Source organism: Candidatus Minimicrobia sp. QA0096, from assembly GCF_963967315.1.
Taxonomy (GTDB): domain Bacteria; phylum Patescibacteriota; class Saccharimonadia; order Saccharimonadales; family Saccharimonadaceae; genus Nanosynbacter.
Genome location: NZ_OZ017288.1, coordinates 162807 through 187939 on the forward strand (window position 1 = coordinate 162807; position 25133 = coordinate 187939).

A 25133-nucleotide genomic window follows, 5' to 3' on the forward strand; every position below is an offset into this window, starting at 1 on the left:
TCTTTTATCGTGAGTAATACTCAACAATTAATTGCTCGTTGATGTCAGCTTCTGCTTCCTCGCGCTTTGGCAAACCAGTTACTTCAATCTTCAGCTTCTTACTATCAGCTTTTAGCCAACTTAGTGGGCCTTGGACTGAATTGTTGATTACATCGTCAATTCGCGTAAAGTACTCTGACTTGGTACTCTTTGGGCGAACTGTGATGACATCGCCAGCTTTAACGCGAATCGATGGAATATCGACGCGTCGGCCGTTCAATTCAAAGTGTCCGTGACTAACTAGTTGACGAGCTGCGCGGCGTGATACGGCAAATCCAGAACGATAAACAACGTTATCCAAACGGCGCTCTAATAGCTTCAACAAGTTTTCGCCCGCCAAACCTTCTTGAGCGCGTGTTGCTTCGTCCATCAAGCGAGCAAACTGCTTCTCGACTAGACCGTACAAGCGACGAACCTTCTGCTTTTCGCGTAGCTGCGTAGCGTATAGGCTTGGCTTATTCTGACGACCATGTGCATGCTGACCTGGAATACCAGATTTTTTCGCCAAAATTTTATGTGCTTTTGGATGAAGCGCATAACCTTCGCGGCGGCTTTGCTTGACAATTGGTGAATTATCTCGTGCCATAATTATGCCCTCCGTGCCTTTCGTGGACGAACACCGCCGTGAGGCACGCCAGTTACGTCCTTAATGCTTTCTACTGAGATGTCGAAGGCGCTGACCGCACGAATAGCGGCGTCACGACCCAAGCCGACACCTTTCACGAAAACGTCAACAGACTTCAAGCCGTATTGAGATTTCGCAGCTTCAGCAGCTTTTTCAGCAGCAACCTGTGAAGCATAGGCTGTACCTTTTTTACTTCCACGGAAACCACATGCACCAGCTGATGAAGCAGTTAGTACGTTACCTTTCTTGTCGGAAAAAGTAACGATAGTATTGTTAAATGTTGCCTGAATGTGCAGCTGACCAGCTGGGACTGATCGGCGCTGCTTCTTCTTGGTAGATTTTGCGTCTGCCATTTCTTAGTCCTTTCTTTAGGTCTTACTTGCTGCTTTTGGTTGTGTACCGCCCACGGCGATGGCGCGACCCTTGCGAGTTCGTGCATTCGTACGAGTCCGCTGTCCGCGTGTTGGCAGTCCTGCTTTGTGGCGAAGACCGCGATAGGCGTTGATATCTTTCAAGCGCTTAATATTATTTGTCACCAAGCGCTGGAGATCACCTTCAACGGTGTATTCGCTGTCAATAATTTCGCGAATCTTGTTTTCTTCAGCCTCGGTGAGATCTTTCACCCGAGTGGTCGGCTCAATTTTAGCCGCCGCAAGGATGCTCGAAGCGTGCTTTGGCCCAATACCGTAAATATAGGTGAGCGCAATTTGCACCTGCTTCTCTGTTGGGATAACTACCCCAGCAATTCGAGCCATGCTTAACCCTGCCTTTGCTTATTCTTAGGTTTTTTCTTGTTGATGATATATAGTCGGCCTTTGCGGCGAACGAACTTATCATCGGGACTGATTTTTTTCACACCTGCACGAACTTTCATAAAGTGCTTAAATCTCCCTTCCCGAGTAAACCCGAGATTACCGTTAATATTTAACTACCGACCTTGAGGTCGATCGTCACGTAGGCGGAAGCTGATTCGTCCCTTTGTAAGATCGTAAGGGGTCATCTCAACTTCAACCTTATCACCAGGCACCAGACGGATATAATGCTTACGCATTCGTCCTGAAATGTGCGCGATGATACTATGGCCATTCTCCAGTTCCACCTTAAATTGAGTATTAGGCAGTGCTTCCACTACCTTTCCTACCATTTTGATGACTTCCTTTTGACTCGCCATAAGTTACAGTTGTCAATTATACAGTACTAAACACAGTTTGACAAGGGTTTTCGCCGTAAATTTAAGTGCTATAATTGTATTATCAAATTTAACATAAGGATTTTTATGGCAAGCAAGAAAAAACCAACAAACTTTAAGGCTACAAAATCGAAGAATGAGATAATGACCGCGGTGCTAATCGGTCTGGTGACGGCTTTGATAGTGATAGTTATTGGCGTAATTTTACTACACGCCAATCAAACTTCCGACAAGACATCTCAAACAGCGAAAAAGGTTGATAATGGATCTGTGAACTTGGGGTCTTTGGGCTTCCGAATTGAAGGAGGTAAAGCGGTTATTCGCAACGATTCAGCCACGCAAGAGCTTCGCGATTTTCTGAAGGCAGAAGTGAAGAAGTCGGGCTGTAAGGATAACAACGGCGTAGCTGCGGTAATTGCCCATTCCCAAGATGAGAAACAATTGTTGCTGGGCTATGGTTGCGGCAATTCTGAGGCGCGAATGTTTGCAGTCAAGAAAGATGGCGGATGGAAAACGATTTCCCCAACCAACCAATTTAATTTGTTCAACATTCCGAGCTGTAAGATGGTTGATGAAAATAACATTAGTAATGAAATTGCGCCAGTCTGCCAAAATGAGAAAAAAGTTGGCGACAATCTATCTTACGATTACAAAATACGATAATCCCTTCACAAAAAGAATTCCCCGCTTTTCGGCGGGGATTTTTAATGTCAATTATTTTCTCTTAAACAAACGACGCTTCTTACTCTTCTTTTTGTCGCTATCAAGCAGCTCGTCTGGGTCAAAGTCATCATATGTAACCATCAGCGCACGCGAGTTGACTTGTCGCAGAGTTTCAAGGGCAACAGATACGATGATCAAGATTCCAGTACCGCCTATTGACAAACGCAAACCTTGCAAGCCTGTCAAATTGTACGTGAGATATTCCGCAACGAATGGTAAAATAGCCACGACTCCTAGGACAATTGAGCCGAACAAAATCAAGCGATTGACAGTTCTCATAAGATACGTTTCAGTCTGAGCGCCCGGACGCACGCCTTCAATAAATCCGCCCTGCTTCTGCAGATTTTCGGCAATTTCATTAGCGTTAAAGACGATTCCAGTGTAGAAATACGTAAAGGCGATAACCAAGATAAAATACAACGTTGGGTAGATAAATGCTTCTGCGGTACTGCCGGTGAATGAGCCGGCGTTTGGAGCTTGGAACCAAGTGATCAATTTGTTGGCGGTCGGTAGAAGATTAGCGTTACCAGACGCCTTCATAACTTGACCAACAAATTGCGGCAAGCTTAGGAATGCAACCGCGAAGATGACCGGAATAACTCCCGCTGCAATCAATTTAACTGGCAAAATGCTTTTTACATCGCCGTAATTACTGTTTCCGTGAACTCGCTTTGCGTAGTTAATCGTAATGACACGCTGAGCTTCGTTGATTTTAACTAGGAAGTAAAGGACGATGAGTCCGGCGATTGACATGATTAATATCGTCCAGAACATAACTGGGTTTACAGGAAGAGTGAACCAGTTAAAGACATTTAGACTGCCAGATGAAGTATTGAACAGTGAGGAGATTAATGACGCGAGCATTTGTGGCAATTGGCTGATGATACCAGCGAAGATTACGATAGAAATACCGTTGCCGATTCCTTGCTCAGTAATCAACTCACCGAGCCACATCAGAAGGACAGAGCCTGCTGTCATTGAAGTGATTGAAACGATCCATTCCATCATCGTAGGGTCGGCCAATGTTGTACTACCGCCTTGAAGAACTGTTTGTCTCAAGATGAAGATGAAAGCGATTGACTGGACAATAGCGAGCGGCACGGTAATAACACGTGTCCATTGTTGAATTTTTCGACGTCCAGATTCACCATCTTTATGTAGTTCCTCAAGCCTTGGAATGGCTTTGGTAAGAAGCTGAATAATAATACTAGCGGTAATAAATGGACTAAGTCCAACCAACACCAGAGAGAAGCTCGACAACGCGCCACCAGACAGCAAGTTCAAGATACCACCAAGGTCAGATTGCCCAAGTACCGACGAAATCGCGTTACGTAGTTGCGTTGGTTCCGCCAATGGCACTGGAATGTGCGCTAATAATCGATAAACAACGATTATTCCCACGACAATAAATAGTCGTTTTTGCATATCTTTATTTTTCAGCGAGCGAAAAATTATTCTCCAATTCATGTTTTAGCCCCTCATAGTCACTAACAATTCTTAACTCTGTTAATTATACATTACCTCTGCCGATATTTCCATACTAAAAAACATAAAAGCGTATGCTCTATAGATGAAACCGCGATTTTAGAACAAAAGAAAATCCCCTTCTCTTTCGAAGGGGATTTATTATTATCGAGAAAAATTATTTCTCTTCAGCTTCTTTCATGCTTTGGCGCAAAGGCGTAGCTACTTTCTCGAATGAGCCACCAGCTTTTTCGATGGCAGCAACAACTGAAGCTGAGGCAGCTTGTACTTTCAAGTCAACCTTAGCCTTCAATTCACCACGAGCAATCACCTTAACCGTGTGGAAAGGAGTTGCAATGTAGCCTTCAGTGAACAACAAAGCATTGTCAACGGTCTTGCCGTCAAATGCGTTCAAATGATCCATGTACACAACTTGAGCTGGAGTTCGCAAGCTCTTGAATCCGCGAGCCTTTGGCACAGCTTGAGCTAATGGACGCTGACCACCTTGGAACATTACGCGAAGCTTCTTACCCGTTCGGGCATTCTGACCTTTAGTACCGCGACCAGCAGTCTTACCTTGACCAGCAGCAATACCGCGACCAACACGTTTTTTATTCTTGTTTGCTGAAACTTGGAGATCATTGTACTTCATTATTTAGCCTCCTTTTTGGCAACCTTTTTTACAGGCTGAGCGCTTAGCCATTGATCACGTGGAACTAATGATTTTAGAGCTTCAATAGTCGCGTAAGCAATGTTAACCTTGTTGGTTGAGCCAAGAGATTTGGTCAATAGGTTACGAACGCCCGTTACGCCGATAATTTGGCGAACTACACCACCAGCGATAATACCGGTACCAGGAGCAGCTGGCTTGATCAATACGCGTGCGCCAGAGAATTTAACTTCGCTGTCGTGTGGAATTGTCTCACCGTTTAGCGGCAATGTAATTAGGTGCTTTTTAGCGACTGACGTAGCCTTAGCAACTGCAGCTTGAACATCTGCACCCTTGGCAACACCGACACCAACTTTATCTTTGCGGTTACCAACAACCACCAAAGCCTTAAATCGGAAGCGACGACCACCTTTAACCACGCGAGAAACGCGATCAATGTTGATTACCAATTCTTCAAATTCTTTTGGTGCGTCATCGCGCACATTTCGCCGGTCATCGCGGCGACCACCACGTGGATTTCGAGGTCGACGACCTTCTGCACGTGGGGTAGTATTTGCAGCTTGCTCTGCCATACTAGAACTCCAATCCTTCTTGGCGCGCAGCATCAGCCAAAGCCTTTAGGCGGCCAGCGTATTGACGACCATTGCGATCAAACACTACTGCGCTAATCTTAATTTTCTTTGCTTTTTTAGCGATTTCAGTACCGATAGCGGCACTTTTTTCAGTCATCGTGCCAGTCGCTTTTGTGCCAACTGTAGTTGCTGCAGCCAATGTTTTACCAGCCACATCGTCAATCAATTGCGCGCTAACGTGCAAATTGCTAATAGTAACTGTCAAGCGTGGGCGCTCTGCCGTACCTGAAACCTTAGCGCGAACGCGGTTTTTGCGAAGAGCGCGGTTGAGTAGCTTCTTATTTTCAGCCATGATTACTTACCTGTCTTTCCTGCTTTACGCAAAATCTGCTCGTCGACGTACTTAATGCCCTTGCCCTTGTACGGTTCAGGCTTCTTCAAGGCGCGGATTTCCGCTGCAACTTGGCCGACTTGTTGTTTATTGATACCGTTAACAACGATAATCATTTTTTCGTTAGTAACAGTTACGCCTTCTGGGGCTTTGTATTTGACTGGATGTGAAAATCCAAGTGCCATTTCTAGCTCGTTGTTGCTTGAGCTAACACGGAAACCGACACCGTTAACCTCTAGGCGCTTTTCATAGCCTTTGGTCACGCCGATTACCATGTTGTTGATTAGCGCGCGCATCAGACCATGCTGACTACGGGCTACTTTAGACTCGTCCTTAGGATGTACCGTGACTTGTCCGTCTTCGACTTTCACCTCAACTGCTGGTGTGATGAATTGCTTCAATTCACCCTTTGGTCCTTTAACGACCACATCACCAGAGTCAACCGTGATTGTCACACCGGCCGGAATAATCACCGGCAGTTTTCCGATTCGACTCAGACTCATTACTCACCTTTCGTGTGATTTGATATTAACTTCAGTATTCTAACACAGACTAGGGGTAAAAAGCAAGGTTTTCAAGCTACGAAGAGCTAGTTAATAATGATATAATTATACTCAATGACAGCAACTATACTATTCGCCACCAGAAACTCAGGCAAGCGCGCAGAATTCGTTGCCGCGTTTCATAAATTCTCTCCGCAGACGTCAATTATTTCGTTGGCAGATTTGGACTATCAAATTCCTGACTGCATAGAAACAGGCACGACATTTGAACAAAACGCCCTATTGAAAGCGCGACACACAAGACATCATTTACACGGAAATGACAAAAACCTGATAATTATCGCCGATGATTCCGGCATGGAAATTGAAGCCCTAAATGGCGAGCCTGGCGTATTTACAAGACGCTGGGATGGTCATGAAATGAGTGATCAAGAAATCGTAGATTATTGCCTGAAGAAGCTTGAAGGTAAAACGAACAGACGAGCACAATACACGACGTGTCTTGTAGTAAACTTCTCTGATGGTCGTGAGAAAGTAATTTTTGGAAAAAATTCTGGTGTCATCTTAACCGAGCCACGAGAAAAATCTCGACTCAAAGGCATGCCGTTTCGGGAATTATTTTTCGTACCTGAGCTTAATATGATGTTTCACGAAGTGCGCGAGCTGCCGAAATTGAAGCGCAATGGATATTCACTCGGGCATGAGGTTGCAGTCGAAAAATGTGCTAGTGTGATACAGGAAAATTTATCTGACTCTGTATAGCGGTCTGCAACTCTGCGCTTTCGCTTGCCCATGGAATGTGCTGTGTGAGTTCATCAACTGTTACAAATTTAGCATACCGTATCTGTTCTTCCTGTATTTGCTCTTCGTCCTCGTTCTGTTGATGTAAGATATACTCATCGGAATTCTTATTAAGTTTCAGACTAACCCGAAGTTGTAAGTACTCGTCATCATTTTTTAAGTTATCTGTTTCCAAGATATCGTAATAACCAAAGAACTTATACTGACTAGACACGCTGTCTGTATTAATTCCCGTTTCTTCAGCTACTTCACGTACGATGGTTTGCAAGTACGTCTCGTGCTTATTTGGTTTTCCACCGGGCAGCTGCCACTTCCGACCATCTTTAGAGACGATGGCTATTTTATTATCGTGAGTAAAAAGCCAAGCATATACCTGATTTACCGGAAGAGCCTGATCTTCTGGGCGGATTTTTTTACCATCCTTCCAGGTGCGTGCTTTAATAGTTTTTCTTATGGCGTCCATGATATCTCCTAAATTTATTGCCCGAGCCAGTCTAATTTATTATACTTTATATCCCCGGGCGTCAGAAAGTGCCCTATGTTTTCTTTTATAGCACAGAGCGACACTGATAAAAAGCCACTCCGTCAAGTCTTTTTTATATTTTAATTTTCTCCGTTATCCCTATATTTTCGATAAAGTCTTGATCATGAGACACTATCACAACACCTCCTCTATACTGACCTAGCGCCAATTCCAAAGCTTCAATCGTAGGAATATCAAGGTTATTCGTCGGCTCATCCAGGATGATAAGATCAGGAGAGTTCGTTGACATGGCAGCAAGTAAAACTTTAGCTCGTTCGCCACCGCTGAGGTCTATTGCTTTTGTCGAAGAGATTGTTCGTTTATCCAGACCAAAACGAATTAATATATTTATCGCGTCGTGTAATTCAAGTTTTGGCGATAAATACCGCAAATTGTCCAAAGGTGAGTTGTCTTTAAGCGGCAATGATTGCGACTGATTCATATATATTATTTTTGCATTTTCGCCTTTTTTTATTTCTCCGCGATGATACTCGGGTGTATTATGTCCCATGATAAAGTTGAGGAGCGAAGATTTTCCTGAACCATTCTCTCCCTGGATCAATATTTTATCACCAGGACGCACATTAAAAGTAACGGGTCCTATCATCTTCTCTCCATCATGTGAAATACTTAGCGATTGCACAGAAATAAGGCTATGCTTCTTAGACGATACTTCATCGAAAGCAAACTTAATAGTAATTTCATCCTCCACTCTTTCAGGTTCATCCAATTGTCGCAGGCGAGACTCCACACCTCCAGCCGCCCCTGCAATATTTGAAGATGCGCGCTCTTTGCGAAAATTATCATTTAACTTATCACTATCCGATTTTTTGTGGCTAGCTTTGGCCGAATTCGCACGAATTCTCGCATCCCGCGCAACGCGGTATAGTCGCTTTTTCTCCTTTTCATATTGCTCATAGCGGTCGATTATTGCTTGACGAGCTTCACGTCTTGCTTCAATATATTCATCGTAACCAAGATTATACTTATTCACACCCTTGTCGCCAGTCAATTCTATGATCCGTTCTGCGGTGTTACGTAAGAAATGCCGATCATGAGACACGATCAAAAATGAAGCTGGCGAATTGTCAATAAAATCTTCAAGCAAGATTACTCCGCTGTCATCAAGGTTATTAGTTGGCTCATCAAGCAAAATTAGATCATAACGAGACGCAAAAACTGCCGCCAAAGCTATCCGTGTGCGTTGTCCCCCAGAAAATGTATTCAGACGTCTATCCGGATCAATATCACCCAGAGCTGCCCGCGATAAAGCCTTTTTAATCGTCGTGTCAAAATTTGCTACTTCGAATTTTTCATACCTCTCCAGAGCTTCGCCATAAGCTAATAGCGTCTTTTCACTAGCCTCTTGGGTTAATCTCTCGCACTGATAATCAAATTCTTCTCTAGTCGACTTAACACCAGTCACTTCTTCTATAAAATCATAAACTGTCTTATCGAGCCATTTATTCAGGTTTTGTGGTAAAATACCTATCTCTTCACCACTCGAAATAATATCACCTGATGTAGGCTGAATATCTCCGTTTATTATTTTTAATAAAGTAGTTTTTCCAGCACCATTTGGACCAACTAGTCCAATCTTGTCTCCGGCGTTAATAGCAAAGCTTACATCACTAAACAATTCTCGACTATTAGTTTCATAAGACACATCCTTAAGATCGATCATGTCACTATTATACTATCTCTGTACAGATAGATATAAAAAATAAACGCCCTGCAATGAGGACGTTTATTTGATTTGCGTGAGGCTTAGTAAACCTTCAACAACAACTCACCACCAAGTTTAGCCTTTGCTGCTTCGGCACCAGTCATGACGCCCTTTGATGTTGAGATAAGTACCAAACCGCGGCCGCTTTTTACCTTTGGAATCTCGCTAGCGCCGACGTAAACGCGACGACCAGGTTTTGAGATGCGGGTAATTTCGTTGATAGTGCTGTTAGTTCCTTTTTCATTGATAGTAACTACCAACACGCCACGAGGTTTAGCATCTTCCAGTTTGACATCTGCCAAGTAGCCATTTTTGACTAATTGTTCAGCGATGACTTTCTTCATCTTGCTGGACGGAACACGAACTTCCGTCTTGCCAACCAATTTCGCATTGCGGATGCGAGTCAGAAGGTCGGCGATTGGGTCTGTAGTTTGCATAGACATATTCTAATCTCCTTTCCTTCTTACCAACTACTCTTTGTTATGCCTGGGATTTCACCCTTGGCTGCTTTTTCGCGGAAATTGATACGGCTCAAGCCGAATTGACGCATGTAGCCGCGTGGGCGACCAGAAATGCTATCACGGTTCTTGTGCCTGGTTGGACTAGAATTGCGAGGCAATTTTTGCAAACCATCGAGGTCGCCAAGTTCTTTCAACTCAGCACGCTTCGCTGCAAACTTGGCAATCATCTTTATGCGCTTCTTATCACGAGCGACCATTGATTTCTTAGCCATTACTTGACGCCTCCTTTCTTCTCAAACGGCATGCCGAATTTTTCTAGCAACGCCTTAGAAGCTTCCTTGTTGCCGTTCTTGATAACAAATGTAATCTGCAAACCGTGCAAAACCTGAGTTTCCTCGAATGTCAATTCTGGGAAAATCGATTGCTCGGTGATGCCGAGATTATAATTGCCACCTTTATCAAACTTCAAGCCAACGCCGTGGAAGTCGCGAACACGAGGCAAAGCAACGTTAATCAAACGATCCATAAACTCGTACATACGAGCGCCGCGCAAAGTTACACTAACACCAATTGGCGCGCCCATACCTTTACGAATGCTAAATGTCGCGATTGATTTTTTGGCTTGTCGAGCTACTGGTGCTTGACCTGTAATTTTCTCGACAGTGTTTTTGACAATTTCGAAATGACGCTTGTCATCTTTCTTTTTGCCGGTACCAACGCTCACGACAATCTTTTCCAAAGCTGGCACTTCATGCACGTTCTTTAGATTCAATTCGGCTTGTAGTTCCTTAAGGTAAGTTCCTTGATACAAGGCTTTCAAGCGAGGAGCTGGCACGACAGTTTTCTTTTCTGCCATTATTTAATCTCCTTATTTTTTGCTTGGCGAGCAACACGAGTTTTGCCGCCGTCAGCATTCTTTACTAAACCAACCCGACTGGTTTTGCCTGATTTCTCATCAACAACCAGAGCGACTTTACTGATATCCATTGGTACGTGAATATCTTTCTTGCCGCCTTTTGGATTGTACTGGCTTGGCTTAACGTGGCGATGTCCAACGCCGACACCTTCAACCAAAACAGTTTGGTCTTTTGTGTTAACTTTTAGAACTTTACCAGTTGTGCCTTTATTTTTACCAGCAATAATTTTTACGGTATCGTCTTTATGAATTCGAGCCATTAGAGTACCTCCGGAGCTAAGCTGACGATCTTCATGTAGCCCATATCGCGAAGTTCGCGTGGAACTGGACCGAAGACACGAGTAGCTTTTGGCTGCTTGTCATCGTTGATAATCACTACAGCGTTGTCGTCAAAACAGATTGTTGAGCCATCTTTGCGATGAATTTGATCGCGAGTACGAACAACTACAGCTTTAACAACAGATTTTTTCTTAACGTTACCGGTTGGACTAGCGTCTTTTACTGAGCAGACGATTACGTCGCCAACGCGAGCGTAACGGCGTCGTGTACCGCCAAGAACGCGGATACACAAAACTTCCCTAGCACCTGAGTTGTCGGCTACCTTAAGGCGAGATTCTTGTTGGATCATTTGTCGTCCTCCTTAGCCTCTTCCTTAGTTTCGCCAGAAACTTCGTCCTTTAGTTTGATAGAACCGCGAGACTTTTCAATCACCTTAACTAGAGTAAAGCTCTTAGTCTTGGAAATTGGGCGAGTCTCTTCGATTTGCACCTTGTCGCCTTCACCTGCCTCGTTGGTTTCATCATGAGCAGTGTATTTGCGAGTCACGGTGTACTGCTTGCCGTATAGCGGATGCGTTTCGCGGCTAGTGACCGTCACGGTGATGGTCTTGTCGCGCTTGGCACTCGTTACGACGCCAATCAATGTTCGTCGGGCCATTACTTGCTCTCCTTTGTATTATTAATTTGTGTCAGCAGGCGTGCAATTTCCTTTCGGAGTGAACGCAACGCTTTTGGATTAACTAATTCGCCAGCAGCGTGAGAACGTTTTGCCTGAAGTAGGTCGTTTCGCTTTTCAGCCAATTCCTTCTTCAAATCGTCAATCGTCTTAACAACTGCTGCTTTAACAGATTTCTTCGTTTCAGCCATTATGCGTCCTCCCGCTTGATGAACTTACATTTGACTGGCAATTTGTGGCTAGCCAGACGCATTGCTTCGCGAGCAACTTCCTCTGAAACGCCCTGCATCTCAAATAGAACAGTACCAGCCTTTACCTTAGCAACGAAGAACTCTGGATTACCCTTACCCTGACCCATTTTCAAGCCAAGTGGCTTTCGGGTAACTGGAGTGTGAGGGAAGATTCGAATCCAAATCTTACCGCCACGCTTGATGTAACGAGTCATCGCCTGACGAGCAGACTCGATTTGGCGGGAGTTGATGCGCTCATTTGATTGTGATTGCAATGCAAAGTCGCCGAACGCGATGTAATTGCCACGAGTTGCTTGACCGCGGTTTTTTCCAATACGCACTTTGCGGTGCTTAGTTTTCTTTGGTAACAGCATTTAGCGACTCCTTTCTCCCTTATAAATCCACACTTTCACGCCAATGATACCAGCTGGTGTCTGAGCGCGAGCACAGTGGAAGTCAATATCAGCGCGCAAGGTATGTAGAGGCACTGAGCCTTCAATTACCTTTTCGCGACGTGCCATTTCAGCACCGTTCAAACGACCAGCCACCTCAATACGAATACCTTTAGCGCCAGCATTCATGGTGTTTTGTGCGGTCATTTTAGTTGCACGGCGGAAGTTGATTCGGCGCTCCAATTGGCGAGCGATATTCTCAGCTACCAATTTGGCTGCCAATTCTGGACGACGAACTTCTTCAATATTGATACGAACTGGCTGACCAGCAATCTTCTCAACTTGCTTCTTCAATTCGTTCACGCCAGCACCACCGCGACCGATAACAACACCAGCTTTTGCCGTGTGAATTGTAATCGTGATCAAGTTAGCGCTACGCTCAATCTCAATGCGATTGATAGTTGGGCGTGAGGCAAATTTCTTTTCAATCAACTCGCGGATTTCGTGGTCCTGACGAATCGCCTCTGCAAACTCTTTTTTATTGGCCGTAAACCAACGAGAGCTCCAGTTCTTATTGACCTGTAGGCGGAAATTGATTGGATTCACTTTTTGACCCATTTACTTCTCCTCCTTTTTTGCTGCCGGTTTAGCGGCTTTTTTAGCTGCAGGCTTAGCGGTTTTTGCTTCTGCCTTAGCTTCGGCCTTTTTTGCAGGCGCTTTCTTTGGCTTTTCCGTGCCAGTTACTTCAACCAAAATATTTGAAGTCTTTTTCTGGAATGGCAAAGCGCGGCCACGTGATGCAGGCTTAAAGCGACGCAAACGTGTACCAGTAGTAACGCTCAAAGTAGTAATTACCAAGCTTTTAGCGTCCAAGCCGTGGTTGTTAATGGCGTTTGCCTTAGCGCTTTCGATAGCCTTTTTAACTGGGCTAGCAGCGCGCTTTGGAACGTGCTCTAAGATAACTAGAGCATCAGCTACAGTACGACCTCGCACCAAGGCTGCGACTAGACTTACCTTACGTGGTGCCTGATCAACACCTTTAGCGTAAGCACGGACAGTATAAGTTGTATCAGCCATGATTACTTCTTATCCTTTCCACCGTGTTTACGGAATTTACGAGTTGGACTAAACTCACCGAGCTTATGACCAACCATGTTTTCGGTAATCAGCACGGGTACGTGCACTCTACCGTTGTGAACAGCAATCGTTCGACCAACCATCTCTGGTGTAATAGTCGAAGCGCGCGCCCACGTTTTGATAACGGTTCGATCGTCAAGGCTAAGAGCAGCAATTTTCTTTGCTAGCTTTACATCGACGAATGGACCTTTCTTTAATGAACGACTCATCGTGATTTACCTCTTCCTCTTCGCGTCGTGACGCGTGCGTACGATTAATTTATTCGAGCCTTTACGGCGACGAGTTCGATAACCTAATGTCAATTGACCCCAAGGAGTACGTGGTGCTTTACCAGTACCGTGGCGACCACCGTCACCACCACCATGTGGGTGGTCTGCGGCGTTCATAACAACACCACGAACGGTTGGGCGAATACCCTTGCGACGTTTACGACCAGCTGAACCGATCTTAACATTTTGGTGCTGGACGTTACCGACTACACCGATAGCAGCGGTAGCTTCCAAACGAACTTTGCGAACTTCGCCAGATGGCAATTTGATAGTTGCGTAGTTGCCTTCTTTCGCCATCAACTGAGCTTTAGCACCAGCAGCGCGTACCATTTGTGCGCCCTTACCAGCAGTCAACTCAATAGCGTAAATCATCGTACCAACAGGAATAACTGACAATGGCAAGCGGTTTGAAGCCTCAATTGGAGCTTCTTCGCCAGTTCGGATAGTTTTACCCTTAACCATTGAGGTGTCAGCTAGGATATAGTGGTACAAATTGTACTGATCCTTAACTCGAGCAATACGAGCTGAGCGGTTTGGATCGTATTCGATTTCTTCAATCGTCAAGGTCAAGCCTGCTGGCAAATTGTGGTTCACCAAGCGGTAGTGACGACGAACGCCGCCTCCGCGATGACGAACAGTAATTCGACCTTGGTTGTTGCGACCGGCATTTTGCTTCTTAGCTTTAATCAGACTTTTAAGAGGTTTTCTTGTTGTAATGTCTGACAAATCCTGACTCGTCATGCCGCGACGAGCAGGAGTGGTTGGATTGTAAGCTTTCACTGGCATTACTTGGTCTCCTCCATCTGCTGCTCTACTGCGTCAAACACATCGAGCTTATCGCCTTCTTTCAGCGTCACGTAAGCCTTCTTCCAATCCTTGCGCGTTGTTGTGCCAGGATAACGATTCTTGCCTCGTGAGAAGCGTACAGCCTTGCCGTCTTGTACTAAGGTTTTAACCTTAACTACAGTAACGCCAAATTGCGCTTCTACAGCTGATTTGATTTCGTTCTTATTCAAGTTAAGTGGAACGCGTAGCACGTATACACCGTTGGCGCTCTGTGCGTAAGCCTTTTCACTAACGCGTGGGATAATAATCGTCTGTTTCATATTACGCTTCCTCCTTACCCAACCATGCAGTAATTACAGGTAGAGCTTTCGGTGTTATAACGATTGTATCCGCATTCAGAATGTGATAAACGCTTAGATAATTAGCGCGAACCACCAAAACGTTCTGAATATTGTTTGTAGCACGCATAAGTTCTGGCGTCTTCTCATCTACAACGATCAGAACACGGCGCTCGAACTTGTTGTCTGCTAGGAATGTTGCGACTTCCTTGGTTTTGCCAGTAGTCTTAACATCTTTAACGACAATTTTCTTAGCTTCGTTAGCTACGGTCAAAGCTTGGCGAACTGCCACTTTCTTAGCAGTCTTTGACAATTTTTTAGTGTAGTTTTCGTTGCCGCGTGGGCCAAATACTACACCACCGCCGCGCCAGATTGGGTTACGGCTTGAGCCGAAACGTGCTCGACCAGTTCCCTTTTGCTTCCATGGTTTTTTACCACCACCAGAAACTTCGCCGCGCTGCTTGGTTGTAGCGCTAGCTAGGCGTGCGTTTGCCAAGTAGCTGTCATATGCCAATTTCAACAATTCGTGATTTGGCACTTCCACAGCAAAAATGTCTTTAGGAAGTTTGGTTGAATCTGCCATTACTTGTTACCTCCTAAAATAATCAGCCCCTTTCGTGGTCCAGGAACAGCGCCCTTAACCCCGATTAGATTGGTCTCTGGATCAACATATGCCACTTCCAAGTTCTTGACAGTAACACGTTCGTGACCCATATGGCCAGCCATCGTCTTACCCTTGAAGACTTTTTGTGGATACATCGAGCCAATTGAACCTGGCTTACGAGTATTACCCTTACCACCGTGCGTCTTACGATGACGCTTAAAGTTGTGGCGTTTAATGGTTCCAGCGAAACCTTTACCTTTGCTGGTTCCGGTTGCATCGACAAAATCGCCGACTTCAAACGCGGAAACATTAATTTCACTGCCAACTTTCAGATCCTCTGGAATCTGGTCGACACGGAATTCCCGAATATGTTTCGGGGTCACTTGGGCTGGCTTAACGTGTCCAGCCACGGCCTTGCTCAGGTTCTTACCCTCTCCAAAAGCTACCTGCACCGCATTGTAACCGTCGGTTTCGACAGTCTTCACCTGAGTCACGGTGACAGGGCCGGCTTGGATCAGCGTTACCGGAATGGCTTTGCCGTCTTCAGCCAAGAGCTGGGTCATACCAAGTTTGGTACCGAGAAGTGTTTTCACTTTTCCTCACTCCCACTTAAATACTCCTGATGACGTGCGGTTTCTGGATTCTGGGAGAACGTTAAATGTAAACATTCGCTCATAACCAGACCTGCTCATTCATCAAGGAGAACAGTTGATATTACGCGTAATAGAAATTACTTCCTCACTATAGCACGTTATGTATATTATTGTCAATAAAAGACAGGCTCTAAATCATCACGCCAACCGGCGTAAACGAAGTCAAAATTGCCATGAAAATTATCGTGACATACCAAATTTTCCGGTTGAATTGGTATTTCTCAATCTTTAATACCAGCAGCAACGCAATAAATAGACCGACGGGAATAGCCTGAACGACCAAGCCGCCCATCTCAACTGGATTTTTTAGACGAAGCCACAGTGCACTTAATATCACAAAAACCACCAATTTCAAGAAAAATGAGCCGTCATTATCATAAATACGTTCGCGACCTTTGCGACTAAACAGCTCGCTAGACTTCGAGCGATTGCGAGCATAAGTACGAGTTTTTTGTTTTGTCATAAGCTGAATGGAATTATAGCACAAAAAATCCGCCCCATTCAAGAGGCGGAAATTTTATATATCGTTAAATTACATACGAATTTCAGCGTCAACGCCAGCTGGCAAATTCAAGTTCTGCAAGCTATCAATCGTCTTTGGTGTAGCGTTTGTAATGTCAATCAGACGCTTGTGGACGCGGCGCTCGTAAGATTCACCACCAGTTTTGTAAACGTGCGGACTCTTTACGACGGTGTAAGTGCTGCGGCGAGTTGGCAAAGGTACTGGACCAGCCACGTTAGCACCCGTGCGAATTGCGGTGTCGATAATTTGTTTTGCTGATTGGTCGATGACTTTGTGGTCATAAGCCTTCAGACGAATACGGATTTTAATTCCTGTATCTTGAGCCATAGCTCCTCCTTGTGTGCGATCTCGTAACCTCTAATTGTCCTATTTATAGTCAATCGAGTTCTCGAGATAAATTATTATTAACTATGCGATTATATCAGCAATTTTCCGCTTTATCAAGATGAGAAATCATTTCCGCAATAATTCCAGCGGATTTATTCAACGATTCTTTTTCTCGCTCGGTAAGTGGATAGCCTGCTAAAATCTTCACGCCGTCGCTACTGATTGTCGATGGCAATCCAAGTACAACATTATTCAAGCCATATTCACCTTCAGCCAAAGAGCAAACAGGATAAACAGTGTGCGTCGATTTTCGGAGCGCCGAAACAATCTTAGACACAACAAACCCAATTGCAAAATACGTTGATTTCTTTGTTTCAATCACCCGATACGCTCGGTCGCGAACCCTCTGCTCAATTCCGTCAATCATTTCCTCTGTAAAGCCAGGATATTCCTTAATCGGCACTTCACCAATTTGCGCCGTTTCAATTGTCGAAAATGATGAATCGCCATGCTCGCCCAGAATATAAGCATCAACCGCTTTACTGTCGACATTGAATGCGTCCGCCAAATACGACTTCAAACGCGAAGTATCAAGCGTCGTGCCCGTCCCAAACACGCGATTTTTCGGCAAACCAGATTCCTTAAGCGCCACGTAAGTCAGAACATCAACCGGATTACTGACAATCACCAAATACGGCTTCGCGCCATTCGCCATAATGTTTTTCACAATATCACGCATAATTTTCGCATTAACGTCAATCAACTCCAACCGAGTCTGACCAGGAAGTTGCGGCGCACCTGCAGTAATCACAACGATATCATCGTCATTGATATCAGAATAATTTCCCGTATGAACCACGACATTCCTGTCAATTCCCATCGCGTCATTAATGTCGGCTGCTTGACCCCAAGCCAAATCCTCACTGCGGTCAATCAACACAATCTCTTCGATGACACTACGCAATGCACACGCATAAGCCGCCGTCGCACCGACCATTCCACCGCCGCCAACAATTAGCAATTTCTGTTTATTCACCAAAATCTCCTTTTTCTGTTTTATATTAGATGTTTTTATTCTGCCATAAACATTACCGCTTTGTCAATTAACTTTACTTTACAGCAAAAAATATGTATAATATTGGCAATTTATTAACTTTTACATATTATCAACGGGAGGATATATGGAAAAAAGAATGTTTGCAGAAAAAGCGCCACGCGTCGATACTGCAAAAGTATATCGAGCACTTGCAATGCTAGCTTTATTACCATCGTGTGTATTGGCTGGATGCGCAGGCGAAAAAGGAGTTGATGCTGGAAGCTCAAGTTCAGCCCCATATGGCGACTCTGAAACTACTACATCTCAGCCAGAAAATAGCAATACCGGGAATCCGTCACAAAATAAAAAAGACGATTCTGCGGGAAAAATAGATATAGAAAAGAACTCAATGTACTATTCGGAGAACGGAACCCGCGAAGGATTTATAGCTAACTGTACAGCAAGAACCTACGACGGATTCCCTGAAAAGGCAAACTGTTCAATGTATATTTGCGATGGAAACGATGTGGTTTTCTTCACATTCGAAGATATCGACTTCACCGAACAAACTCATGGACGAAGAAAACCTGAGATCTCAGACCTAATGAACAAGACAAGAACATTAGCAATGGAGTATGAGTATTATATTCCAACCGAAATCGGAAAGAATATGACTGAATGCCGAGAGAAGAAAAGCAGCGTAGGGCAATTCACTAAGCCTGTATCTTCTTCACGCAGCGAAAATGAGCAATACCTCTGCCTTCCTCAATTTATGACAACAATAGACGGAGAGAAGGTTGCTTTGGAAATCACAAAGACTACATCTGTCAACGAGGAAGACAATAACAATAGCCCATATTATCCTCACTATACGCTTGGTACTTCTAAAGAATGTTTTGACACAAGGTTCACTCATTAGACATACATTATCGCAGTGGTATCAAAAAATCCCCCGAAAGTTCGGGGGATTTAATTAGGCTTGTGTTATCAAGATTATTTGTTAATCTTTGTAACAACACCAGCACCAACTGTACGGCCACCTTCGCGGATAGCAAAGTTCAAACCTTGCTCCATAGCGATTGGTGCAAGCAACTTAACCTTGAAGGTTACAGTGTCGCCTGGCATAACCATTTCTTTGTCAGCTGGCAATTCAACTTCACCAGTAACGTCAGTTGTGCGGAAGTAGAACTGTGGCTTGTAGCCCTTTGAGAATGGAGTGTGGCGACCGCCCTCTTCCTTCTTCAAGATGTAAACTTCAGCTTCAAACTCAGTATGTGGAGTAATTGTGCCTGGCTTTGCCAAAACTTGACCACGCTCAATGTCGCTGCGCTCAATACCGCGTAGCAAGACACCTGCGTTGTCACCTGCTTGACCTTGGTCAAGAGATTTCTTGAAGGCCTCAATACCAGTTACAACTGACTTCTGAGTTGGCTTCAAACCAACGATTTCAACTTCGTCGTTCAATTTAACAACACCCTGCTCGATACGACCAGTTGCTACTGTACCACGACCCTTAATTGAGAAGACGTCCTCAATTGGCATAATGAATGGTTTGTCCATGTCACGTGCTGGCTCTGGAATGTAGCTGTCCATTGCGTCAACCAATTCCATAATAGCGTCTTCGTATTTCTCTTCACCTTCAAGAGCCTTAAGAGCAGAACCCTTGATGATTGGAGCGTCTTTGTCGAAGCCGTTCTTTTCAAGAAGTTCGCGGACTTCTTCTTCGATCAGCTCAACCATTTCTTCGTCAGCCATGTCCATCTTGTTCAAGAAGACAACGATCTTTGGCACACCAACCTGCTTTGCAAGCAAAACGTGCTCACGAGTCTGAGGCATTGGGCCGTCAGTTGCAGCGATAACCAATACCGCACCGTCAACCTGAGCAGCACCGGTGATCATGTTCTTGACGTAGTCAGCGTGTCCTGGCATGTCAACGTGTGCATAGTGACGATTCTTTGATTCATACTCTTGGTGTGAAGACGCGATAGTAATACCACGTTGCTTCTCTTCTGGTGCGTTGTCGATCTGGTCGTACGCAACAGGTTTGTTAACTGCGCTTGGTAGGCGCTTTGCCAACACTGCAGTAATCGCAGCAGTCAGCGTAGTCTTACCGTGGTCAACGTGGCCCATTGTACCAACGTTAACGTGCGGTTTGCTTCGGTCAAATGCATCTGCCATTTGTAGAAGTTCTCCTTAATTTAATTATTATTTTTCACGCGGGTACAGTCCATAAAAAAGACCTCACGGCGTATGAGTTTAATTATAACGATTTTCCAATCAGTTGTAAATAGCTTATTTCTTACTATAATACTTCGCCAAGAACGAATCGCGAAACTCGTAAAAAGTTCCATCCTCCAAGCTGGCTCGAATATCATCAACCAACTTAACGATAAATCGCTCGTTGTGAATTGACAACAACGTTCCAGCCAACGACTCGCGGGCGTGCAAAAGATGACAGAGATAAGCCGCCGTGTAATTTTTGCAAGTATAGCAATCGCAATCGTCCATAATTGGCGCAAACATCTCACGGTATTTTCGACCACGCACATTGACCCGACCAAACGGCGTATACGCGGCGCCGTTCCTAGCTACTCGCGTTGGGCTCACACAGTCAAAGGTGTCAATTCCCTGCTCAATTGCCGCAAAAATATCATCAGGCTCGGAAATTCCCAGTAAATGACGTGGTTTATTTTCAGGCAGAATTTGATTGACCCACTGAATCGTTTGCGCCATAGTTTCCTTTTCCAGTGCGCCACCAATTCCATAGCCATCAAAATCCATTGCGCCCAAAAACTCGGCAGTCTGCTTTCGCAAATCCTCGTAATTCGCGCCTTGCAAAACTCCAAATAAAGCTTGATATGGCTTATCTGGACGAGCCGCCCTTAAGCGCTTAACTTCCGCCAAACTTCTTTCTGCCCAAGCATGCGTCCTGGCTAGCGCCTCAACTTGATATTCGTACGGATCAATCAAAGAGGTCAATTCATCAAACGCAAAAGTAATATCAGCGCCAATTCCAGCCTGAATTTGCATGGACAATTCTGGCGTGAATTTATGATAAGAGCCGTCCAGATGCGACTTAAACATCACACCGTTTTCGTCCACCCAAGCATGACGCGACGATTTTTTAGCAATCGCAATTTCTTCATCGACATCAGTGCTCATCGCCAAAACCTTCTTAAAACCTGAGCCCAGGCTTAGCACCTGAAAGCCGCCGCTATCCGTAAAAGTCGGACCATCCCAGTGCATAAATTTACCAAGATATCCAGCCTTTTCAATCAACTCATACCCCGGCTGCAGATATAAATGATAAGCATTCGCCAGCACCGCCTGCGCGCCAACATCCTTCACCATCTCCGGAATCATCGCCTTAACATTAGCCTTAGTTCCAACCACAATAAACGCCGGCGTTTTAATATCACCGTGTGGCGTGTGAATAATTCCCGTTCGCGCCAACGTGTCGTTAAATCGTGAAGTTATTTCAAAAGAAAAAGGTTTTTCCTGCATAATCTGTTTGATTATATCACGAAATGGTCGACGGATCGTTTCGTGACAAGCTAATCACATCGCTACATCGCACCAAGTAATATTTATTCTCTTCCGCGTTATTAACTATTAGCACAGGCTCGCCGCGACTAAGTGGCAATTCCGACACGCTTAATATTCGGCCGTCAACATCTGGCCTATCGTTAATTTCTGGATTCCAGACCACCAAATTATCCGCACACAGCGCAAATTTTTCAACATATTCATGACTATTCACTTCTTCTAGTAGAACATCATTCCACGAAACCGCATTCAGCAAGTCACCAGGCAAACATCGGTATGCCGAAACTACACATTCGCCCTTAAACTCCCGCACTCTGCTAATATCCTGGATTACATTACGAGCGGCGCATTCATACTGGCTCAATACATCAAGCTGCTCATCAAGGGGCAATTTATAGAAACACTCACCATCAACTACCTCACTTGCAAAATTTGCAATTTTATGAAGTTCATTTACCGCCATTTTAAGCTCTTCAGCTTCACCATCAAATCCCTCCAAACGAATAATCTTATCTCTGTCGGGTATCACATAAACCTTCTTCGGAAAGTCTTCAGACTCACCATCTATCGTCACTTCAAGCGTCGCGTAAAATTTATCATGATAGCTAACGAAACACATCCCATCAATACACGCCCCAGAAACGTCCATAAATTCATACTGTAATTCATTATTTTTCGTAGCGTAAGGAGCCAACGCAAAACCGGTAAATCCAACAGTGCTAATGCCATAAAGTTTTGTCGCAGAAAACTCAGACAACTGATCATTTAGTATTTGGGTATACTCTCTTGACACTTCATCAAACTCCGACTTGTCAACATAAGAAAGATCCGTCGCTAGCTGCCAAGCGGTCTCCTGAAAATCGTCATTAAAAACCGTTTCAAATAAATCAATAGAGACCCCGATCTCCTCTTTATCAATTGGCGCCATATCAAGCACATCTTTCATATCTACACAAAAAGTCGCAAATCGATTTTTAATATCAAACATTTCCAGCACAGGGCGATCGTCGCGCCACGTAAAACTCGGTAGCCATCCAGATAAAACCGCGGGATTAGCGTCTTCTACATTATTTTCCCTGCCGTCAATTTTAATCTTATACGCCTGGCATTTCACTTGAATTCCGCCATCATACGGAATCTCATTCAAAACGTCATTTATCTCATCTATCAAAAGCTGCCTTGACTCCGCATCTTGAATGTCGCCAACACCAGCAACTTCTTCAATTTTGTCAGCATAGTGGCGCAATTTACGCACACACCGAGGAACGCCGCTATCATCCGGCAGCAACTCTATTGATACAATCGCCTGCTTATCAAGCGGAAAATAATAGTCCTTCTGCGAAGTTCGCACACACAAAGCAGCCATCTCTTTGGTGTAAGTCGCAAACGGCGCTGAAATCTCAGAGTCAATTTCCATAGGAGATATCAAATCCGCCACACCTTCAACTGACTGCAGACGATACGAATCATCCTCTTCGGATTGACTATATCCAACAACTCTAACCTTCTCGCCCTCAATATCGCCAGCGTGCGCAGCTTGTTCTATCTCAGCAATTGCAATCTCGTCGTTTTCTCCGCCGAGCAATAAATTCGCACCAGCAATTCGCCTCCAGTCCTCATCAGAGAACAGTTCGGGAGAATTAGACTCCGTATTAGGATTTGAACGCTCCATATTGCTATATATTATACAACTTTAATCGATATTTACAAGCATAGCCCCTTCCGTATGCTGTATACTAGAAACATGAGCAATAAAACCCTCGTTGATTTGGACCAGTGGCTAGCCCCGCACAAATCCACAATTCAGGCGCGTGAGAAGTATATTTCTTCGAAGCTGAAAACGGTTTTAAACGGCAAGACGCCAGCCGAATTCGCGATAGGTTTTTTACATTTCGGACTTCATAAAACAGATGCAGGATGGGCTTTTAGAGAATGGGCGCCGAATGCCACTCGGATATTCTTAGTTGGCGATTTTTCAGATTGGAAAGAACGCGAAGAATTCGCCTTAGATCGCGGCGAGAATAGCGAATGGAGCATAAACCTTCCTGAAAATTCACTTCGCCACGGACAGAAATATAAATTGCGCGTCTATTGGACTAACGGCAACGGCTGGCGACTGCCCTCGTATGCGAATTACGTCGTTCAGGACGAAAATTCTGTCGATTTTTCCGCGGTCGTGTGGTCGCCAAAAACTCCTTATGATTGGCAATATAAAACCCCACCCAAGCCAAAAGTTCCACTAATTTACGAAGCGCACGCCGGCATGAGTAGTCAGGAAGAAAAAGTTGCCAGTTTCAGTGAATTTACCACGGAGGTTTTACCGCGAATTAAAGAATCTGGCTATAACACCATTCAGCTAATGGCAATCGCCGAGCATCCATATTACGGCAGTTTCGGTTATCATGTCAGCAACTTTTTCGCGGTTTCGTCAAGATTTGGCACGCCCGACGATTTTAAGAAATTGGTCGACACGGCGCACGGAATGGGACTGCGCATCATCATTGACCTTGTTCACGCTCACGCCGCCAAAAACGAAGTCGAAGGTCTGAGCAATTTTGCCGGCGATCCGACACAATATTTCAAGCCAACAAATCATCCAGAATGGGATTCGCGATTATTCGATTACGGTAAGCCAGAAGTTTTGCATTTTTTGGCAAGCAATTGTCGCTGGTGGCTGGACGAATATCACATTGACGGATTTAGGTTTGATGGCATAACTAGTATGATTTACCACGATCACGGACTCGGAAAAAGTTTCACTAGTTATGACGATTATTTCCGCGATAATGTCGACAAAGACGCGCTCGCTTATTTAAGATTGGCAAATGAAACCATTCACGCCGTTCGCCCCGACGCCACGACCATTGCAGAAGAAATGAGTGGCTTTCCTGGACTTGGCGCATCAACAAAAGACGGCGGGCTGGGATTTGATTATCGCTTGCAAATGGGCGCGCCAGATTTATGGATAAAAACTCTGAAAGAGAAAAATGATGAAGATTGGGATTTGGGGCAATTGGCTTACACTTTGAGTTCGTATCGGCCAGAGGAAAAAGTCATTAATTACGCCGAAAGCCATGACCAAGCGCTCGTCGGTGATAAAACGCTGATTTTCCGATTGATTGATAAAAATATGTATTGGCATATGGATAAAATTGATCCAGATTTAACAGTTGAGCGTGGCGTGGCGCTGCATAAACTAATTCGTCTAATGACAGCTGGGCTGCATGGCGGCGGTTATTTGAATTTTATGGGCAATGAATTCGGGCATCCGGAATGGATTGATTTTCCGCGTGAAGGTAATAATTGGTCGTTTAAGCACGCTCGACGGCAATGGAATTTGCGCGACAATGGCTTCTTAAAATATCAATGGTTGGGAGATTTTGACGCGGCGCTGATGAAGATTATTAGGCAAATTGATAATCCTAATGTTCACCATTTGACAGTTCGCCAATCTGATCATATGGTCAGTTTTATGCATGGCGACTTTTTATTTGTTATCAATTTTTCGCCCGACAAATCCCACTCAGATTACGCAGTACCCGCAGAAGCTGGCTCTTATAAATTGGCATTAAGTAGCGATGACAAGAACTTCGGCGGGCAGGAGCGAATAGACCATAATTCCCGATTTTTCACTTCCCCGGCTGATAATAGCCACGACCTTAAAGTTTACTTGCCAGCCAGAACGGGCATTATTCTACAGAAAGTTGACTAATCTCCTCCTAGTATTGACTTTTT

37 protein-coding genes are annotated in these 25133 nt (G+C 44.6%); 4 read left to right on the forward strand and 33 right to left on the reverse strand.

Features of this window, described 5'->3' with window-relative positions; translation table 11 throughout:
* Positions 1 to 4: 4 nt before the first annotated feature.
* From rpsD to infA, 5 genes are read right to left on the reverse strand one after another with little or no spacing between them, the layout of a single operon-like run.
* The gene (rpsD, locus tag AACH20_RS00850; protein ID WP_129632896.1) at positions 5 to 625 is read right to left on the reverse strand and encodes a 30S ribosomal protein S4; all 621 of its coding nucleotides are present in this window, start codon (positions 623 to 625) and stop codon (positions 5 to 7) included.
* Positions 626 to 627: 2 nt separating this feature from the next.
* Positions 628 to 1017 carry a 30S ribosomal protein S11 gene (gene rpsK / locus AACH20_RS00855; protein WP_129745336.1) on the reverse strand — a complete coding sequence of 130 codons (390 nt, stop codon included), beginning with the start codon at positions 1015 to 1017 and terminating at the stop codon, positions 628 to 630.
* Positions 1018 to 1032: 15 nt separating this feature from the next.
* A complete protein-coding gene (gene rpsM, locus AACH20_RS00860) occupies positions 1033 to 1419 on the reverse strand; it encodes a 30S ribosomal protein S13 (RefSeq protein WP_039327369.1) in 387 nt (128 codons plus the stop codon).
* A gap of 2 nt (positions 1420 to 1421) precedes the next feature.
* Complete coding sequence (rpmJ, locus tag AACH20_RS00865; RefSeq protein WP_129637195.1) at positions 1422 to 1538, reverse strand: 50S ribosomal protein L36; 117 nt, start codon at positions 1536 to 1538, stop codon at positions 1422 to 1424.
* A 54-nt stretch (positions 1539 to 1592) separates the two neighbouring features.
* Positions 1593 to 1835, reverse strand: a complete 243-nt coding sequence (infA, locus tag AACH20_RS00870) for a translation initiation factor IF-1 (RefSeq protein ID WP_129635133.1) — start codon at positions 1833 to 1835, stop codon at positions 1593 to 1595.
* A gap of 105 nt (positions 1836 to 1940) precedes the next feature.
* On the opposite strand from infA, the gene AACH20_RS00875 reads away from it, so the two are divergent.
* On the forward strand, positions 1941 to 2516 hold the full coding sequence (locus tag AACH20_RS00875; RefSeq protein WP_338503288.1) for a hypothetical protein: 576 nt from the start codon (positions 1941 to 1943) through the stop codon (positions 2514 to 2516).
* Positions 2517 to 2567: 51 nt separating this feature from the next.
* Here AACH20_RS00875 and secY read toward each other — a convergent pair whose 3' ends face one another.
* The 5 genes from secY to rplF all read right to left on the reverse strand — a co-directional run bounded on the left by secY (position 2568) and on the right by rplF (position 6170).
* A complete protein-coding gene (gene secY / locus AACH20_RS00880) occupies positions 2568 to 4043 on the reverse strand; it encodes a preprotein translocase subunit SecY (protein WP_338503290.1) in 1476 nt (491 codons plus the stop codon).
* Between the two features lie 175 nt (positions 4044 to 4218).
* Complete coding sequence (rplO, locus tag AACH20_RS00885; RefSeq protein ID WP_232736554.1) at positions 4219 to 4692, reverse strand: 50S ribosomal protein L15; 474 nt, start codon at positions 4690 to 4692, stop codon at positions 4219 to 4221.
* Positions 4692 to 5282, reverse strand: a complete 591-nt coding sequence (gene rpsE / locus AACH20_RS00890) for a 30S ribosomal protein S5 (protein ID WP_129632920.1) — start codon at positions 5280 to 5282, stop codon at positions 4692 to 4694. Before rpsE ends, rplO begins: the two co-directional genes overlap by 1 nt.
* 1 nt (position 5283) lies before the next feature.
* A complete protein-coding gene (gene rplR / locus AACH20_RS00895; RefSeq protein ID WP_129745349.1) occupies positions 5284 to 5634 on the reverse strand; it encodes a 50S ribosomal protein L18 in 351 nt (116 codons plus the stop codon).
* Positions 5635 to 5636: 2 nt separating this feature from the next.
* Entirely contained in the window at positions 5637 to 6170 is a 534-nt protein-coding gene (gene rplF / locus AACH20_RS00900) for a 50S ribosomal protein L6 (RefSeq protein WP_338504277.1), read from the reverse strand.
* A gap of 120 nt (positions 6171 to 6290) precedes the next feature.
* Between rplF and AACH20_RS00905 the strand changes: the two genes are divergently transcribed.
* The gene (locus tag AACH20_RS00905) at positions 6291 to 6938 is read left to right on the forward strand and encodes a non-canonical purine NTP pyrophosphatase (protein ID WP_338503295.1); all 648 of its coding nucleotides are present in this window, start codon (positions 6291 to 6293) and stop codon (positions 6936 to 6938) included.
* On the opposite strand, the gene AACH20_RS00910 is transcribed toward AACH20_RS00905, so the two are convergent.
* The 20 genes from AACH20_RS00910 to AACH20_RS01005 all read right to left on the reverse strand — a co-directional run bounded on the left by AACH20_RS00910 (position 6901) and on the right by AACH20_RS01005 (position 17852).
* Positions 6901 to 7440 (reverse strand): NUDIX hydrolase, encoded by a 540-nt coding sequence (locus AACH20_RS00910; RefSeq protein ID WP_338503297.1) that lies wholly within the window; start codon positions 7438 to 7440, stop codon positions 6901 to 6903. The genes AACH20_RS00905 and AACH20_RS00910 overlap by 38 nt on opposite strands.
* A gap of 133 nt (positions 7441 to 7573) precedes the next feature.
* The gene (abc-f, locus tag AACH20_RS00915; protein WP_338503300.1) at positions 7574 to 9184 is read right to left on the reverse strand and encodes a ribosomal protection-like ABC-F family protein; all 1611 of its coding nucleotides are present in this window, start codon (positions 9182 to 9184) and stop codon (positions 7574 to 7576) included.
* A gap of 83 nt (positions 9185 to 9267) precedes the next feature.
* A complete protein-coding gene (gene rpsH / locus AACH20_RS00920) occupies positions 9268 to 9669 on the reverse strand; it encodes a 30S ribosomal protein S8 (RefSeq protein ID WP_129630940.1) in 402 nt (133 codons plus the stop codon).
* Between the two features lie 20 nt (positions 9670 to 9689).
* Positions 9690 to 9959 (reverse strand): 30S ribosomal protein S14, encoded by a 270-nt coding sequence (gene rpsN, locus AACH20_RS00925; protein WP_178142843.1) that lies wholly within the window; start codon positions 9957 to 9959, stop codon positions 9690 to 9692.
* The gene (gene rplE / locus AACH20_RS00930; protein WP_146423291.1) at positions 9959 to 10543 is read right to left on the reverse strand and encodes a 50S ribosomal protein L5; all 585 of its coding nucleotides are present in this window, start codon (positions 10541 to 10543) and stop codon (positions 9959 to 9961) included. Before rplE ends, rpsN begins: the two co-directional genes overlap by 1 nt.
* Positions 10543 to 10863 (reverse strand): 50S ribosomal protein L24, encoded by a 321-nt coding sequence (rplX, locus tag AACH20_RS00935; protein ID WP_039327403.1) that lies wholly within the window; start codon positions 10861 to 10863, stop codon positions 10543 to 10545. Before rplX ends, rplE begins: the two co-directional genes overlap by 1 nt.
* A complete protein-coding gene (gene rplN, locus AACH20_RS00940; RefSeq protein WP_129630950.1) occupies positions 10863 to 11231 on the reverse strand; it encodes a 50S ribosomal protein L14 in 369 nt (122 codons plus the stop codon). Before rplN ends, rplX begins: the two co-directional genes overlap by 1 nt.
* Positions 11228 to 11539, reverse strand: a complete 312-nt coding sequence (gene rpsQ / locus AACH20_RS00945; protein WP_129630953.1) for a 30S ribosomal protein S17 — start codon at positions 11537 to 11539, stop codon at positions 11228 to 11230. The genes rplN and rpsQ overlap by 4 nt, the downstream gene beginning before the upstream one ends.
* Complete coding sequence (gene rpmC, locus AACH20_RS00950; protein ID WP_129635100.1) at positions 11539 to 11748, reverse strand: 50S ribosomal protein L29; 210 nt, start codon at positions 11746 to 11748, stop codon at positions 11539 to 11541. The genes rpsQ and rpmC overlap by 1 nt, the downstream gene beginning before the upstream one ends.
* A complete protein-coding gene (gene rplP, locus AACH20_RS00955; RefSeq protein WP_243778147.1) occupies positions 11748 to 12161 on the reverse strand; it encodes a 50S ribosomal protein L16 in 414 nt (137 codons plus the stop codon). The genes rpmC and rplP overlap by 1 nt, the downstream gene beginning before the upstream one ends.
* Positions 12162 to 12797, reverse strand: a complete 636-nt coding sequence (rpsC, locus tag AACH20_RS00960) for a 30S ribosomal protein S3 (protein WP_129630962.1) — start codon at positions 12795 to 12797, stop codon at positions 12162 to 12164.
* Positions 12798 to 13256 (reverse strand): 50S ribosomal protein L22, encoded by a 459-nt coding sequence (gene rplV / locus AACH20_RS00965; RefSeq protein ID WP_146423288.1) that lies wholly within the window; start codon positions 13254 to 13256, stop codon positions 12798 to 12800. It lies immediately after the preceding gene.
* Positions 13257 to 13258: 2 nt separating this feature from the next.
* Positions 13259 to 13525: a 30S ribosomal protein S19 gene (gene rpsS / locus AACH20_RS00970; protein ID WP_129630968.1), complete on the reverse strand. Its 267-nt coding sequence runs from the start codon at positions 13523 to 13525 to the stop codon at positions 13259 to 13261.
* A 6-nt stretch (positions 13526 to 13531) separates the two neighbouring features.
* A complete protein-coding gene (gene rplB / locus AACH20_RS00975; RefSeq protein WP_129630971.1) occupies positions 13532 to 14371 on the reverse strand; it encodes a 50S ribosomal protein L2 in 840 nt (279 codons plus the stop codon).
* Positions 14371 to 14691 carry a 50S ribosomal protein L23 gene (locus tag AACH20_RS00980; protein WP_129630974.1) on the reverse strand — a complete coding sequence of 107 codons (321 nt, stop codon included), beginning with the start codon at positions 14689 to 14691 and terminating at the stop codon, positions 14371 to 14373. Before AACH20_RS00980 ends, rplB begins: the two co-directional genes overlap by 1 nt.
* A 1-nt stretch (position 14692) precedes the next feature.
* On the reverse strand, positions 14693 to 15292 hold the full coding sequence (rplD, locus tag AACH20_RS00985) for a 50S ribosomal protein L4 (RefSeq protein WP_129635108.1): 600 nt from the start codon (positions 15290 to 15292) through the stop codon (positions 14693 to 14695).
* Positions 15292 to 15906, reverse strand: a complete 615-nt coding sequence (gene rplC, locus AACH20_RS00990; RefSeq protein WP_129630980.1) for a 50S ribosomal protein L3 — start codon at positions 15904 to 15906, stop codon at positions 15292 to 15294. Before rplC ends, rplD begins: the two co-directional genes overlap by 1 nt.
* A gap of 190 nt (positions 15907 to 16096) precedes the next feature.
* The gene (locus tag AACH20_RS00995; protein ID WP_338503316.1) at positions 16097 to 16429 is read right to left on the reverse strand and encodes a hypothetical protein; all 333 of its coding nucleotides are present in this window, start codon (positions 16427 to 16429) and stop codon (positions 16097 to 16099) included.
* Positions 16430 to 16498: 69 nt separating this feature from the next.
* Positions 16499 to 16816 (reverse strand): 30S ribosomal protein S10, encoded by a 318-nt coding sequence (gene rpsJ, locus AACH20_RS01000; RefSeq protein WP_129630989.1) that lies wholly within the window; start codon positions 16814 to 16816, stop codon positions 16499 to 16501.
* 94 nt (positions 16817 to 16910) lie between these two features.
* Positions 16911 to 17852 carry an L-lactate dehydrogenase gene (locus AACH20_RS01005; protein ID WP_338503318.1) on the reverse strand — a complete coding sequence of 314 codons (942 nt, stop codon included), beginning with the start codon at positions 17850 to 17852 and terminating at the stop codon, positions 16911 to 16913.
* 145 nt (positions 17853 to 17997) lie between these two features.
* Here AACH20_RS01005 and AACH20_RS01010 point away from each other — a divergent pair, with 145 nt between their 5' ends.
* Entirely contained in the window at positions 17998 to 18771 is a 774-nt protein-coding gene (locus AACH20_RS01010; protein ID WP_338503320.1) for a hypothetical protein, read from the forward strand.
* Positions 18772 to 18845: 74 nt separating this feature from the next.
* On the opposite strand, the gene tuf is transcribed toward AACH20_RS01010, so the two are convergent.
* From tuf to AACH20_RS01025, 3 genes are all read right to left on the reverse strand, one after another.
* Complete coding sequence (gene tuf / locus AACH20_RS01015; RefSeq protein WP_129637477.1) at positions 18846 to 20030, reverse strand: elongation factor Tu; 1185 nt, start codon at positions 20028 to 20030, stop codon at positions 18846 to 18848.
* A 114-nt stretch (positions 20031 to 20144) separates the two neighbouring features.
* Entirely contained in the window at positions 20145 to 21356 is a 1212-nt protein-coding gene (gene tgt / locus AACH20_RS01020) for a tRNA guanosine(34) transglycosylase Tgt (protein WP_338503323.1), read from the reverse strand.
* A 16-nt stretch (positions 21357 to 21372) separates the two neighbouring features.
* Entirely contained in the window at positions 21373 to 23070 is a 1698-nt protein-coding gene (locus tag AACH20_RS01025) for a hypothetical protein (RefSeq protein ID WP_338503325.1), read from the reverse strand.
* A gap of 72 nt (positions 23071 to 23142) precedes the next feature.
* Between AACH20_RS01025 and AACH20_RS01030 the strand changes: the two genes are divergently transcribed.
* Positions 23143 to 25110: an alpha-amylase family glycosyl hydrolase gene (locus AACH20_RS01030; protein WP_338503327.1), complete on the forward strand. Its 1968-nt coding sequence runs from the start codon at positions 23143 to 23145 to the stop codon at positions 25108 to 25110.
* Positions 25111 to 25133: the final 23 nt, after the last annotated feature.